The sequence below is a fragment of the Sphingomonas hylomeconis genome (genome assembly GCF_025370105.1).
Classification (GTDB): domain Bacteria; phylum Pseudomonadota; class Alphaproteobacteria; order Sphingomonadales; family Sphingomonadaceae; genus Sphingomonas; species Sphingomonas hylomeconis.
Genome location: NZ_JANQBK010000013.1, coordinates 46,709 through 60,101, shown reverse-complemented (window position 1 = coordinate 60,101; position 13,393 = coordinate 46,709). Strand labels below are relative to the sequence as shown.

General features: G+C 67.4%; 11 protein-coding genes. 5 read left to right on the top strand and 6 right to left on the bottom strand.

All coding sequences use genetic code 11. From position 1 onward, the window contains the following. Window positions 1-5: 5 nt before the first annotated feature. Window positions 6-2,612, bottom strand: coding sequence for an aminopeptidase N (gene pepN / locus NV401_RS14215; protein ID WP_261295103.1), 2,607 nt, complete (start codon window positions 2,610-2,612; stop codon window positions 6-8). A gap of 111 nt (window positions 2,613-2,723) precedes the next feature. Between pepN and NV401_RS14210 the strand changes: the two genes are divergently transcribed. The 3 genes from NV401_RS14210 (at window position 2,724) to NV401_RS14200 (ending at window position 6,725) form a co-directional block, all read left to right on the top strand. Further along, the gene (locus NV401_RS14210) at window positions 2,724-4,391 is read left to right on the top strand and encodes a M28 family metallopeptidase (RefSeq protein ID WP_261295102.1); all 1,668 of its coding nucleotides are present in this window, start codon (window positions 2,724-2,726) and stop codon (window positions 4,389-4,391) included. Between the two features lie 68 nt (window positions 4,392-4,459). Beyond that, window positions 4,460-5,743: a M48 family metallopeptidase gene (locus NV401_RS14205; RefSeq protein WP_261295101.1), complete on the top strand. Its 1,284-nt coding sequence runs from the start codon at window positions 4,460-4,462 to the stop codon at window positions 5,741-5,743. A 148-nt stretch (window positions 5,744-5,891) separates the two neighbouring features. After that, window positions 5,892-6,725 carry a Rossmann-fold NAD(P)-binding domain-containing protein gene (locus tag NV401_RS14200; protein WP_261295100.1) on the top strand — a complete coding sequence of 278 codons (834 nt, stop codon included), beginning with the start codon at window positions 5,892-5,894 and terminating at the stop codon, window positions 6,723-6,725. Here NV401_RS14200 and NV401_RS14195 read toward each other — a convergent pair. From NV401_RS14195 to NV401_RS14185, 3 genes are all read right to left on the bottom strand, one after another. Continuing rightward, window positions 6,635-7,549, bottom strand: a complete 915-nt coding sequence (locus NV401_RS14195; protein WP_261295099.1) for a DMT family transporter — start codon at window positions 7,547-7,549, stop codon at window positions 6,635-6,637. The two genes, NV401_RS14200 and NV401_RS14195, sit on opposite strands and share 91 nt — an antisense overlap. Beyond that, window positions 7,549-8,544, bottom strand: a complete 996-nt coding sequence (gene galE, locus NV401_RS14190; RefSeq protein ID WP_261295098.1) for a UDP-glucose 4-epimerase GalE — start codon at window positions 8,542-8,544, stop codon at window positions 7,549-7,551. The genes NV401_RS14195 and galE overlap by 1 nt, the downstream gene beginning before the upstream one ends. Window positions 8,545-8,645: 101 nt before the next feature. Then, entirely contained in the window at window positions 8,646-9,641 is a 996-nt protein-coding gene (locus tag NV401_RS14185) for an L-threonylcarbamoyladenylate synthase (RefSeq protein ID WP_261295097.1), read from the bottom strand. Between the two features lie 42 nt (window positions 9,642-9,683). Here NV401_RS14185 and NV401_RS14180 point away from each other — a divergent pair, with 42 nt between their 5' ends. Beyond that, window positions 9,684-11,408 (top strand): acyl-CoA dehydrogenase, encoded by a 1,725-nt coding sequence (locus tag NV401_RS14180; protein WP_261295096.1) that lies wholly within the window; start codon window positions 9,684-9,686, stop codon window positions 11,406-11,408. Continuing rightward, window positions 11,405-12,208 carry an arylamine N-acetyltransferase family protein gene (locus NV401_RS14175; protein ID WP_261295095.1) on the top strand — a complete coding sequence of 268 codons (804 nt, stop codon included), beginning with the start codon at window positions 11,405-11,407 and terminating at the stop codon, window positions 12,206-12,208. The genes NV401_RS14180 and NV401_RS14175 overlap by 4 nt, the downstream gene beginning before the upstream one ends. 160 nt (window positions 12,209-12,368) lie before the next feature. On the opposite strand, the gene NV401_RS14170 is transcribed toward NV401_RS14175, so the two are convergent. After that, on the bottom strand, window positions 12,369-12,725 hold the full coding sequence (locus NV401_RS14170; RefSeq protein ID WP_261295094.1) for a GntR family transcriptional regulator: 357 nt from the start codon (window positions 12,723-12,725) through the stop codon (window positions 12,369-12,371). Window positions 12,726-12,774: 49 nt separating this feature from the next. Then, the gene (locus tag NV401_RS14165) at window positions 12,775-13,362 is read right to left on the bottom strand and encodes a nitroreductase family protein (RefSeq protein ID WP_261295093.1); all 588 of its coding nucleotides are present in this window, start codon (window positions 13,360-13,362) and stop codon (window positions 12,775-12,777) included. Between the last annotated feature and the right edge of the window lie 31 nt (window positions 13,363-13,393).

The window sequence follows — 13,393 nt, the reverse complement described above, 5'->3', positions numbered from 1 at the left end:
CGCCGCTAGCCCGCCAGACTCTTCGACGCCTGTTCGAACATGTCCTTCGACAGGCCCGGCGTGGCGACGATCCGCTCCAATTCCCCGCGCATCAGCGCCGCGCGCGCCGCATCGAACCGGCGCCAGCGGCCCAAGGGCGGAATCATCTTCGCCGCGGTCTGCGGGTTGAGCCGATCCAGCGCGATCAGCTGGTCCGCGACGAAGCGGTAGCCCGCACCGTCGGCCGCGTTGAACGCGCGCTGGTTGACGCTGAACGCACCGATCAGCGCGCGCGCCCGGTTGGGGTTGGCGAGCGTGAAGTCGCGGTGGCGGCTGAGCTCCGCGACGATTTCCAGCGTATCGTCGCGCGCGCTCAGCGCCTGCGCCTGGAACCATTTGTCGAGCACCAGCGCATTGTCGCTGTAGCGATTGTAGAAGATGTCGAGCGCGGCGATGCGTTCGGGCGAATCGCCCGACACCAACGTGGCGAGCGCGCCCTGCCGGTCGGTCATATTGTCCGCCGCTTCGAACTGCCCGAACGCCAGCCCCGCCGCATCCGCCGCGCCGCTCGCCGCGATATAGCCGAGCGCGACGGTCTTGAGCCGGCGCAGCCCCTTGGCGGCGGGCGAATATTCGAAACTGTCGGCCTGGGCTGCGTCGTACGCTGCGCGCCAGCGCGTATCGAGGCTGCGCCCGACATCGCGGCGCAAAGCCTCCCGCGCGCGGAAGATCGCCTCGGGATCGACGCGCGCCATCTGGTCGCCGATAAAGGCGTCGGATGGCAGCAGCACGACTTCGGCGACGAACGCCGGATCGAGTGCGGCATCGTCCAGCGTGCCCGCGATCGCCGCGATCACCGCCCGGTGATCGGCCGTGCCGTTGGCGGCGCTTTCCACCAGCGTGTCCAGCATCAGCTGCTGCATCGCTTCGTAGCGCGCGAACGGATCGTCGTCGTGCGCGCTGAGAAAGGCGAGATCCGCGGCGCTGCGATCGGTTTCGACCACGACGGGGGCCGAGAAGCCGCGATTGATCGACAGGACCGGGCGCTCACTGATGCCCTCGAACACGATCTGCTCGGATGGCTGGTCGAGCAGCACCAATTGCTCGGCCGCCAGCGTCTGCGCGGTTTCGGCACCGAACAGTTTGAGCTTGAGCGGCAAAACCATCGGCTGCTTGTCCAGCTGCCCCGGGGTCGGCGGCGTGCGCTGTGACAGGGTGAGCGTGGCACGCCCGCTGCCGGCATCATGCGCGACGCTCGCGGTGACGCGCGGGGTGCCGGCCTGCGAATACCATAGCCGGAATTGCGACAGGTCCACGCCGCTGGCCGCTTCCATGCTGGCGACGAAATCCTCGCACGTCGCCGCCGTGCCGTCGAAGCGCTCGAAATACAGATCGGTGCCGGCACGGAAACGCTGCGGCCCCAGGATCGTGGCGATCATGCGGATCACCTCGGCGCCCTTGTTGTAGATCGTCGCGGTGTAGAAGTTGGAGATTTCCTGATATTCGTCCGGCCGGATCGGATGCGCCAGCGGGCCGGCATCCTCGGGGAATTGCGCCGCGCGCAGCCCGCGCACGTCCTCGATCCGCTTGACCGCTGCCGAGCCCTGATCGGCCGAGAAGCCCTGATCGCGAAACACCGTGAAGCCTTCCTTGAGGCTCAGCTGGAACCAGTCGCGGCAGGTGATCCGGTTGCCCGACCAGTTATGGAAATATTCGTGCGCCACGACCGCGGCGATCGCGTCGAAATCGTAATCCGTCGCGGTATCGGCGTCGGCCAGGATGTAGCGGCTGTTGAAGATGTTCAGCCCCTTATTCTCCATCGCGCCGAAGTTGAAATCGTCGACCGCGACGATGTTGAACACGTCGAGATCGTATTCGCGGCCATAGACGCGCTCATCCCACGCCATCGAGGTCTGCAACGCCGCCAGTGCATGCTCGGTCTTGGCCAGATCGGCGGCACGCACCCAGATGCCGAGTGCCACGTCGCGACCCGACATCGTCGTGAAGGTCGCGCGATTGGCAACGAGATCGCCGGCGACCAGTGCGAACAGATAGGACGGCTTGGGGAACGGATCGTGCCAGTCCGCCCAATGCCGCCCATCGGGCAGATCGCCCTGGGCGATCGGATCGCCATTGGCGAGCAGCACCGGATAGCGCGCCTTGTCCGCCACCATATGCACTTTGTACACGCTCAGCACGTCGGGACGATCGGGGAAGAAGGTGATGCGGCGGAAGCCCTCGGCCTCGCACTGCGTGCAGAGATTGCCGCCGCTCGCATAAAGACCCATCAACTGCGTGTTGCGTTCGGGCGCGATCTCGACCTCGGTCTCGATCACGTGCGCGCTGCCGCGCAACGGGATGACCAGCCCGCCGTCCTTCAGCCACCAATCGTTGACCGCCACGCCGTCGACCTTGACCGACAGCGGCGTCTGCCCGGCGCCGTCGAGTACCAGCGGGCGATCATGCGCGCTGCTGCGCACCACGTTGAGCGTCGCGCGGACCGACGTCGCCGCCGCGTCGAGCGCGAAATCGAGCGCGATCTCGGGCACCTGCCAATCGGGCGGGGTATAATCCTCGCGCCGGATGACGTGCGGGGAGAGGGGCGGATGGGCGATGGCCTGAACGTCGAGCATGCATGAGATGTAGGGAAGCCGCGCCGCTCTGTCATCGAAATCACGCCGCTTGCGTGCGCGAATCCGCATGCTACCGCGCAACTGGGCGCTGTGCCGCGTAAAGGATCTGTAATGCTTCGTGTTCTGGGCGCCGCGGCGCTGGCGATGATGGCAAGCGTGGCGCTGGCCAAGGATACCCCGCCGCCCAAGCCGCGCGACCTCAAGGCGATCAACGCGGTGATGACCGCCGCCCTGCCCGACGATCAGGCGGCGATGAAGGCGCACGTCATGTTCCTCGCCTCCGATGCGATGCGCGGGCGCGAAGCGGGCAGCCCGGAATATGATATCGCCGCCCAGTATGTCGCGGCGCAATTCTATGCCGCCGGGCTGCGGCCCGCCGGCGACGATGGCGGCTATCTGCAGCAGGTGCCGCTCACCACCTATCGCGCCGCCGATCGCGGCAATTTCGTGCTGACCCGCGCCAAGCGCGCGCCATTGCGCCTGCAGTTCGGCGAGGATTACAGCCCCGCTGCCAACCCCGCCGCGCGCGAGACGGCGATCGACGCGCCGGTCGCGTTCGTCGGCTATGGCATCGTCGATCCGCAGGCCGGCCGCGACGATTATGCCGGGGTCGATGTGCGCGGCAAGATCGTGGTCTATTTCGCCGGCGCGCCGGACAGTTTGCCGAGCGAAGTGCGCGCGCATTTCTCGGGCGGCGGCGCCAAGCAGGCGATCGCCGCCGAGCGTGGTGCCCTGGGCACGCTGACGATCGAGCGCACCGACGCGCCGGGCTTCGCGCGCGCGGCCACGAACTGGGATCGAGCCCGCACCACCTGGGCCAGGGCCGACGGGACCGGCAAGCCGGACGGAGCGCCCAATCTCGGCACGCTCAGCCCGGCGGGCGCGGCGAAACTGTTCGACGGGAGCCGGACCTCCTGGTCGCAGCTGCTCAAAATGTCCGGCAACAGCGAGGCACGCTTCAAGGCGGAAGTGCTGCCCGGCAGCCTCGCCGTCGCCTTGCGCTCGACCTTCGAGGCGGCACAGAGCAGCAACGTCGTCGGCATCATTCCGGGCAGCGATCCGGTGATCGGCAAGCAGGTCGTCGTCCTGTCGGCGCATCTCGATCATATCGGCGTCGGCAAGCCCGACGCCAGCGGCGACACGATCTATAACGGCGCGGAGGACAATGCGGTCGGCATCGCCTCACTGATCCAAGAGGCCCGGCGCTTCAAGACGAGCGGCAAGCCGCCGCGCCGCACCGTGATGTTCCTCGCCGTCACCGCGGAGGAGAAGGGGCTGGTCGGCGCGGACTATTTCGCGCGCCACCCGACCGTGCCGCTCGCCAACATCGTCGCCGACGTCAATCTCGACATGCCGATCCTGACCTTCGCGTTCGAGGACATGACCGTCTACGGCGCGGACCGCTCGACGCTCGGGCCGCTGGTCGCCAAGGCGGTCGGCACGCTGGGGCTCCGGATGGGACCGGATCCGGATCCGTCGCAAGGCTTCTTCGTCCGCTCGGATCATTACCGCTTCGTGCAGCAGGGCGTGCCTTCGGTGTTTCTGTGGCCGGGCCAGGCCGGTGCGGGCAAGGCGGCCTATGCCGATTTCCTCGGCAATCATTATCATCAGCCGTCGGACGATCTGGCGCAGCAGCCCGCACTCGATTGGGCACAGGGCATCCGCTTCGTTGACGCCAATTATGCGATCGCCCGCGCGATCGCCGATGCGGACGAACGGCCGCGCTGGAACAAGGGCGATTTCTTTGGGCTGCTCTATCATGGGCATGGCGCGAAATGATTGATTTCTCAGACTGAGTCGTCATCCTGCAGGCACCCGGTTGACGGGCGGCAACGGGGAAAACGGCAATGCGCAAGACGATGACCTGGGTCGGCGCGGCAATCACGGCGGCCACGCTCCCCGGCCTTGCACATGCCGCCGTGCCGGGCTTCGACGTCGATACGGCGAGCCGCGCCTATCTCGATCTGCTGCAGGGGCCGGCACGCGCCAAATCCGACGCCTATTTCGAGGGCGGCTATTGGCTGCCGCTGTGGAACACGCTCGTCGCCAGCCTGATCTATCTCGCACTGCTGTTCACCGGCGTGTCGCAGCGTCTGCGCACCTGGGCCGAACGCAAGACCAGGAAGCGCTGGCTGGTGCCCGGAATCTACGCGCTGCCGTTCGTCGCGCTGACGACTTTGCTAACCCTGCCCTGGTCGATCTACGAGGATTTCGTGCGCGAGGCGCAATACGGGCTGATGAACCAGACGTTCGCCGCCTGGGCGATCGACGCGGCCAAGGCATTCGCCATCGGCCTGCTCGTCAACGCGTTGCTGTTCATGCTGCTGTTCTGGGTGATCCGCCACTTCCGCCGCAGCTGGTGGCTGATCGGCAGTGGCGTGGTGGCCGCGGTGGTGCTGTTCGGTGCATTGGTCGCGCCGGTGTTCATCGCGCCCCTGTTCAACACCTATACCGAGCTCCCCGCCGGGCCGATCCGCGACCGCATCGTCGCGATCGCCGCCGCCAACCATATCCCGGCCGAGCATATCTATGTCTCGGATGCATCGCGTCAGACCAAGCGGATCTCCGCCAACGTCTCGGGCCTCGGGCCGACGATCCGCATCACACTCAACGACAATCTGCTCGAGCGCACCGCGCCCGCGGAAGTGGTCGCGGTGATGGGGCACGAGATGGGCCATTACGTGCTCAACCATATCTGGAAGCTTATCCTGGCCTTTACGCTCGTCTTCCTGGCGATGTTCTTCGTGGTCAGCCGCCTCGCGCCGGCGCTGATCGCACGCAACCCACGCTGGGGCGTACGCGACGTTGCCGATCCGGCGGCGACCCCGGTGCTGTTGCTACTCGCCGGCCTGTGCGGGCTGGTGCTCACCCCGGTGCAGAATTCGATCATCCGGCATCACGAGGTCGAAGCGGACATTTTCGGGCTGGATGCGGCGCGCGCGCCGGACGGCTTCGCCAAAGTAGCGATGCGGCTTTCGGAATATCGCAAGATCTCGCCGGGTCCGGTGGAGGAGATGATGTTCTTCGATCACCCCTCGGGCGAGAACCGCGTACGGCGCTCGATGCAGTGGAAGAAGGAGCATGTGCCCGGCGCAACGGTGGCCGTGCCGACGCCGATCGAGGGGAAGTAGCTGGCTCCCCTAACGCCCTCTTCTTACTTCCCCGGCGGATGCCGGGGCCCAGTCGTGGAACGAGGGTTGGCGCGCGATGCGCTTCCTCACTACCACCTTTCCCACTGGGCCCCGGCGTCCGCCGGGGAAGTAAGAAGAGGGAAGCCAAGTGCGCCTGCTAATCTTCGGCCTCGGCTATACCGCCGAGCGCATCGCCACCGCGCTTGCCACCAAGGGCTGGCACGTCACCGGCACGAGCCGCGACGGGCGCGACGGCACGATCCGGTTCGCCGATACCGCGGCCGTCGCCCGCGAAATGGCGCTCGCCACGCATATCCTGTCTTCGGTGCCGCCGGCCGATGAGCAGGATCCGGTCCTTGCCGGCTATGGCGCCCAGCTCGCCCGGTCCCCCGCCTGGCTCGGTTATCTCTCCTCGACCGGCGTCTATGGCGATGCCGGCGGCGCCTGGGTCGACGAGCACGCGCCGATCCGCGGGCGGCGCGGCGCACGCGCGGCGGCGGACGGCGCGTGGCTCGCGCTGGGAGCGCGCGTGTTCCGGCTGCCGGGGATTTACGGACCCGGTCGCTCCGCGCTCGATCGCGTCGCCGAGGGGCGGGCACATCGCGTCGATCTGCCGGATCAGGTATTCAGCCGCGTGCATGTCGACGATATCGTCGGCGGCGTGTTGGCGGCAGTCGATGCGCCGCCGGGCGCGTACAATCTGTCCGACGACGAGCCGTGCGGGCAGAACGAGGTCATCGCCTTCGCCGCGCAGCTATCGGGTCTGGCCCCGCCGCCATTCGTCGGGCTCGAGACGCTCAGCCCAATGGCCCGCGCCTTCTACGCCGAGAACCGGCGCATCGCCAATGCCAAGGCCAAGCGCGTGCTTGGCTGGCAATTGCGCTATCCCGATTACCGGTTGGGTCTGCGTGCCCTGAGCGCGATGACCAGCCCGACCATCGCCAGCGCCGCACCCGCGCCGGCCAGCAGCGACCAGCGATAGCCCTCGAACAGCGTCGACAGGATCATCGCGATCACCGGCGTCAGCACGCCGGAATAGGCCGCTTTGGCCGGGCCGATCGTGCGGATCAGCCCGAAATAGAGCGTGAAGGCGATCGCCGAGGCGAACACGCCGAGATACAGCACGCCCAGGATATAGGCGGCGCGGAATTCGAATACCGGCGGGCCGGTCAGCGTGAAGGCGAGCACGCCATCGAATAGCGCGCCAATCAGCATCGACACGCCGAGCATCGTCGCCATCGGATAGCGTTTCGCCGCCTGCGTGCCCTGCATGACATTGGCGGTGGAGGCCGAACAGACCGCCAGCAGGGTGATGCCGATGCCGATCAGTACGGCATGCGATCCGCTGCCGCTGACGCGCGCCTCATGCAGGAACAGCAGCCCCACGCCGGCCATCGCCACCGCCGATCCGATCAGCAGTTGCGCGCCCATCCGCTGCCCGAGGAAGATCCGCGCCAGGATCGCATTGGGCACCAGCAGCAAGGCGAACACCACCGCCACCAGCCCCGACGTGACATAGCTTTCGGCGCGATAGACGAAATTGAAGTTGAGGCAGAATTGCGCCAGCGCCAATGCGGCGGCAAAACCCCAGCCACGCGCATCAAGGCCGAGCTTCTCGCGCTTGTAAGCAGCGTACGCCAGCATCGTCGCGCCCGCGACGAGGAAGCGATAGGTGACCGACCAGCTTGGCGGCACGACGCCCAATTGGTCCTTGATCACCAGCCAGGTCGAGCCCCAGATCAGGGTCACGATGGCGAACGGGATCAGCACCGTCAGACGGGTGGATTGCGGCGCAGGCTGATCCATTATGCGCGTTCGGACAGCGTCCGCTCCCATGCCAGCGCATCGCTGACGATGAGATCGAGATCGGCGCGCTCCGGCACCCAGTCGAGCGTGCGCAGGATCGCCGCATTGTCGGCAATCAGCGCCGCGGGATCGCCCGGGCGGCGCCCCTCCGGCCGGCGCACGATCTTGGCATTGGTGATGCGGTCGACCGCATCGAGCACCTCGTTGACCGAATAGCCGCGACCATAACCGGCGTTGAGCGTGTGATTGCGCCGCGGTTCGGCGATGAGCCGCTCCAGCGCGGCGACATGCGCGGCGGCAAGATCGCTGACATGGATATAATCGCGCACCCCGGTGCCGTCGGGCGTGTCGAAATCGGTGCCGAAGATCGCCACCGCGTCGCGCTTGCCGGTCGCTGCCTCGACCGCGACCTTGATCAGATGCGTCGCGCCATCGGTCGATTGCCCGCTGCGCCCCTGCGGATCGGCACCGGCGACATTGAAATAGCGCAGCGCGGCATAATTGATCGGGTGCGCCGCGGCGACGTCGCGCAGCATCATCTCGGTCATCAGCTTGGAGGTTCCGTAGGGGTTGATCGGTACGGTCGGGCTGGTTTCCGACACCGTCGCGGTGGTCGGCGTGCCATAGGTTGCCGCGGTCGAGGAGAAGATGAAATGCGGCACATGCTCGACGACGGCGCTTTCGATCAGCGAGCGGCTGGCGGCGGTATTGTTGCGATAATATTTGAGCGGATCGCTGACCGATTCCGGCACCACGACCGAGCCAGCGAAATGCATGATCGCCTTCACGTGATAACCGCGGATCGCCGCGCGCACCCGATCTTCTTCCTCGATCGCGCATTCGATCAGCGTCGCGCGATCGTCGACCGCCCAGTCGAAACCGGTGACGAGGTTGTCGACCACGACGACCTTATAGCCCGCATCGAGCAGCGCCAGCACTGCATGGCTGCCGATATATCCGGCCCCGCCCGTCACCATCACCGTCATGTCGTGCATGTGCCGCTCCCTTGGCGTCCCGCCTAACAGCACGACATGAGCCGCGCTACGGCGAACCTGCCAACTTCCGTCAACCCGGACTTGGTCCGGGATGATGGTGATCAGCGATGCGCCGCGCGGCGCAGGCGATCGTTGATTGCGGCGCCGATGCCGGTGTGGGGGATCGGGGCGATGGCCAGCGTGGCGCGGTCGCTGGCGTCGGCACGGTGGAGCGCGTCGAACAGGTTGGCGGCGGCTTCGGTGAGGTCGCCGGTGGCGGAGAGCGTGTCGTCGCCGGGGATGGCGCCGAAGCCGATCAGCCATTCGTCGTCGCGGGCTTCGCGGGCGCCGAGGCGCAGCGGCTTGTTCGGCGCATAGTGGCTGTCGAGCTGCCCCGGCGCCGTCACCGTGCTCCCGCGGACGCGGGAGTCCAGGGTAACGGAACGCTGCGCCTGCGACCCTGGGCTCCCGCTTTCGCGGGAGAACAGTGCCTCAATCTGTTCCCGCGTTATCGGCCCCTCGCGGAGGATGCGGATCCCGCCCGCCGTCGACACGATCGTCGATTCCACGCCCGCTTCCGTCGCGCCGTCATCGATCACCAGCGGGATCCGCCCCCCCAGACTTGCCACGACATGCGCCGCACGCGTCGGGCTGATCGCACCGCTGGCATTGGCCGAGGGCGCCGCCAGCGGCACGCCGCTCGCCGCCAGCAGCGCGCGCATCGCACGGTGCGCCGGCACGCGGATCGCCACCGTCTCCAGCCCGGCCGTGACCAGCGCGGCAATCCCCGCATCAGGCTTCACCGGCAGCACCAGCGTCAGCGGCCCCGGCCAGAACGCCGCGGCCAGTTGCAGCGCGGCCTCGTCGAACACCGCGATCCGCTGCGCCGCTGCCAGATCAGACACGTGGACGATCAGCGGATTGAAGCTCGGCCGCCCCTTTGCGGCGTAGATTCCTGCCACCGCCGCCGAATCGGTCGCATCCGCGGCCAGCCCGTAGACCGTCTCGGTCGGCACCGCGACGCAGCCGCCGGCGGCGATCACCTGCGCCGCCGTGGCAATCGCCGCCGCGCCGTAGGGTAAGGTGCGCGTCGTGCGCGCGGGATTTGGATTGGCCATAAGCCGCGGCTATAGCGCCCCCAAACTGTCAGGATAAGAGCGATGCCCTTCACCCCCGCCACCACCGACCAACGCTTCGTGCTCGATCACGTCACCGCCATCGCCGATCTCGCGCAAAGCGAACGCTTCGCCGCCGCCAGCGACGATGTCGTCGATGCCGTGCTCGAGGGCGTGGGGCAATTGGCCGAGGGCGAATGGGCCCCGCTGCAGCGGATCGGCGACACGGTCGGCGCCAAGTGGACTGCCGAGGGCGTGGTCATGCCCGAGGGGTTCGTGCAGGCCTATCGCGATTATGTCGAGGGCGGCTGGGGCACGATCGGCGTACCGGAGGAATTCGGCGGCCAGGGCCTGCCGTTCGCGATCCAGACGGCGGTGCTCGAAACGCTGGGCAGCGCCAATATGGGCTTCGCGCTGGCGCCGACGCTGACGGTCGGCGCGATTGAGGCACTGGCGCATCATGGCAGCGCCGAGCAGCAGGCGCTGTATCTGCCGCATCTCGCCACCGGCGAGTGGACCGGCACGATGAACCTCACCGAACCCCAGGCCGGCTCCGACGTCGGCGCCTTGCGCTCGACCGCCACGCCGCGCGGCGACGGGACGTTCCTGATCAAGGGCACCAAGATCTATATCTCGTTCGGCGATCACGACATGGCGCCAAACATCGTCCATCTCGTCCTCGCGCGCACGCCGGGCGCACCGGCCGGGACCAAGGGCATCTCGCTGTTCCTGGTGCCGAAATACCGGCTGAACGCGGACGGTACGCCGGGCGACTTCAACGACGTCCGCGTGGTCTCGATCGAACACAAAATGGGGCTGCATGCCTCGCCTACCTGCGTGCTGAGCTTCGGCGATAACGACGATTGCATCGGCGAACTGATCGGTGGCGAATTCGGCGGCATCCGCGCGATGTTCACGATGATGAACAATGCGCGCCTGAACGTCGGCCTGCAGGGCGTGCAGGTCGCCGAGGGCGCGACACAGGCCGCCGTCGCCTATGCGCTGGAGCGCGTGCAATCCGCCCGCGCCGGCGGCGCCAGCCGCGACTCGGTCCGCATCGTCGAACATCCCGATGTGCGTCGCATGCTGATGCGCATGAAGGCGCAGACCCAGGCGGCGCGCGCGCTGGTCTATCTCGCCGCGGCGCAGGTCGATCGTGCCGCGCTCGGCGAGGCCGGCGCGCAGAACCGGCTTGAGATCCTCACGCCGCTGGCCAAGGCGCACGGCACCGATATCGGCTGCGAGGTCAGTTCGATCGGCGTGCAGGTGTTCGGCGGCATGGGCTATATCGAGGAGACCGGCGCGGCGCAGTTCTTCCGCGATGCGCGCATCACCCCGATCTACGAGGGCACCAACGGTATCCAGGCGGCCGATCTGGTCGGGCGCAAGCTCGGGCTCGACAATGGCGCCGCCTTCGCCGCGCTGATCGGCGACATGCGTGCGGAAGCGCAGGATGCCGGGCTGATCGCGCTGATCGATGCGTGCGAGGAAATCGGCCGCGGCATGATGACGCTCGACGCCGACGACAAATTGGCCGGTTCGTATCCGTTCCTGACCATGTTGTCGGTCGCCACCTGCGGCTGGCTGATGGAGCGGCTCGGGCGCGCGACCGAGGGCGCGGAGGGCGATGCCGCCTACCTGGCGATGAAGAAGGCGGCAACGCGCTTCTATGTCGAGCAGATCGTGCCGGAGGCGCTCGGCCTGAAGGCGGCGGCGACGGCGAAGGCGGACGTGCTCTATTCGGTCGAGGCGGAAGCGTTCGCCGCATGAGCTTCGACCTCGACGCCTATCTCGCGCGCCTGACGCTCGGCGCGCGGCCGTCGCCCGATCCCGAGGGCCTGGCGCGGCTGCAACGCGCGCATCGCCTGGCGATCCCGTTCGAGAATCTCGACGTGATCCTGGGGCGTGGCATCGCGATCGACAGCGACAGCGTGTTCGCCAAGCTGGTGACGGCGCGGCGCGGCGGCTATTGCTTCGAGCATAACCGCCTGTTTGCCGACGCGCTGGCAGCGCTCGGATTCGCCGCGCGACCGCTGCTCGGCCGGGTATGGATCATGAACCCGGAACAGACCCCCGGCCTTACGCATACGCTGAGCCTGGTGACGATCGACGGGCAGGACTGGATCGCCGATCCCGGCTTCGGCGGCAGCTATACCCCGCCGATGCCGCTCGTCGACGGCGCGACATTGGTCGCGCCCGATGGCGCCACGTTCCGGCTCGCCGCGGACGAGACGCATGGCTGGATGCTGTCGCGCGACGCCGGTGAGGGCTGGCAGCGACAGTATAGCTTCACGCTGGCGGCCGTGTGGGATGCCGACCTGCAGATGGGCAACCATTGGTGCGCCACCGCGCCGGCCAGCCGCTTCACGCACAGCCGCATCGTCAGCATCGTGCTGCCGAACGGCTTTGCGAGCCTCAACGGCCTGTCCTATCACCGGCGCAACGGCGCGGACGAGGCGGCGGCTGAGATCAGCGACCCCCGGGTCTACAAGCTGCGGCTGAGCATGTTGTTCGGGATCGATCTGAGCGCCGAAGAGGTGACCAGGCTGGGATTGTTCGGTGCCGCTTAGGGAGCGCTCCACCCCACCCTTTACCGTCATCCTGAACTCGATCAGGATCCATTGCGCCGCACGAGCAACGCCCCCGCCCCCATTCCGTCCCCAGCCGCACGATCGAACCTGAATCGCGCTCAGGATGACGGCAGGGGGAGATAGCAGGGAGAGGGCGAGCCTAGGCCCGCTCGCGCTCCAGCAGGTCGGCGACATCCAGCCCGAGCAGGTCGATATGGCTCCGGATCCGCGGCCAGCTCGTCTTCAGGAACAGGTCGCGCTCGGCCAGCTTCAGTTTCTCCGCCGCGCCGGGCAGCACGAACATGCCTACACCGCGCCGCACCTCGACATAGCCGTCGTCCTGAAAGCTCTGATAGGCCTTTGCGACGGTCAGCGGGTTGGCGCCATGCTCGGCGGCCAGCGCGCGGACCGAGGGCAGCTGATCGCCGGCGCGGAAATCGCCGCGCAGGATCGCCGCCGAGATCGTCGCCCGGAGTTTGAGATAGACGGGGCTGTCTTCGCTGTTGAGCGCTGTCATAGCGCCTTAATACAGCAATGGGCCGTTTCGTCCAGTACCTTGCTTTGGATTATCCTGCCGGTGTCCAGTGCGAGACGATCTTGGCCATGTCCGGCCGCGGGCGTTCGTCGAGCGGGCGGGCGGGCGTGCCGATGAACATGAAGCCGGCGATGCGCTCCGGCGCCGCGCCGAAGGCATCACGTACGGCATCGCTGAAGCTCGGCCAGCCGGTCAGCCAACCCCCGGCAAATCCTTGGGCATGGACTGCGTGGAGCAGGTTCATGCACGCCGCGCCGGCGGACAATTCCTGTTCCCACAAGGGGATATGGCTGGCCGTCTTGGGCGAATAGAGCACTACCACCAAAGCGGGCGCCTGGTGCGCGAACTGCTCGAGCGAGTCGATCTCGCTGCGCGCCGCCTGGGGGCGCTCGGCACGATAGGCGTCGGTAATCACCCCGGCCAGCGCCGCGCGAACGCCCGTGTCGACGATCACGAAACGCCACGGGGCGAGCTTGCCGTGATCGGGCGTGCGCGCGGCGATGGTCAGGATTTCGTCCAATTGCGTCGCGTCGGGGCCGGGCGCGATCAGGTCGCGCGGCTTGCCCGAACGGCGCGAGGCGAGCAGCGAAAGCGGGGTGGTGCGGTCGTTGAAAGTCATCCCCGTCCTCTAGTCGGTCGGGACGGATATT

Bases quoted from the DNA above. Each gene is read 5' to 3' on its own strand.
- NV401_RS14195 (WP_261295099.1), bottom strand. From the start codon at position 7,549: ATGGATCAGCCTGCGCCGCAATCCACCCGTCTGACGGTGCTGATCCCG.
- galE (WP_261295098.1), bottom strand. From the start codon at position 8,544: ATGCACGACATGACGGTGATGGTGACGGGCGGGGCCGGATATATCGGC.
- pepN (WP_261295103.1), bottom strand. From the start codon at position 2,612: ATGCTCGACGTTCAGGCCATCGCCCATCCGCCCCTCTCCCCGCACGTC.
- NV401_RS14180 (WP_261295096.1), top strand. From the start codon at position 9,684: ATGCCCTTCACCCCCGCCACCACCGACCAACGCTTCGTGCTCGATCAC.
- NV401_RS14185 (WP_261295097.1), bottom strand. From the start codon at position 9,641: ATGGCCAATCCAAATCCCGCGCGCACGACGCGCACCTTACCCTACGGC.
- NV401_RS14210 (WP_261295102.1), top strand. From the start codon at position 2,724: ATGCTTCGTGTTCTGGGCGCCGCGGCGCTGGCGATGATGGCAAGCGTG.
- NV401_RS14170 (WP_261295094.1), bottom strand. From the start codon at position 12,725: ATGACAGCGCTCAACAGCGAAGACAGCCCCGTCTATCTCAAACTCCGG.
- NV401_RS14165 (WP_261295093.1), bottom strand. From the start codon at position 13,362: ATGACTTTCAACGACCGCACCACCCCGCTTTCGCTGCTCGCCTCGCGC.
- NV401_RS14175 (WP_261295095.1), top strand. From the start codon at position 11,405: ATGAGCTTCGACCTCGACGCCTATCTCGCGCGCCTGACGCTCGGCGCG.
- NV401_RS14205 (WP_261295101.1), top strand. From the start codon at position 4,460: ATGCGCAAGACGATGACCTGGGTCGGCGCGGCAATCACGGCGGCCACG.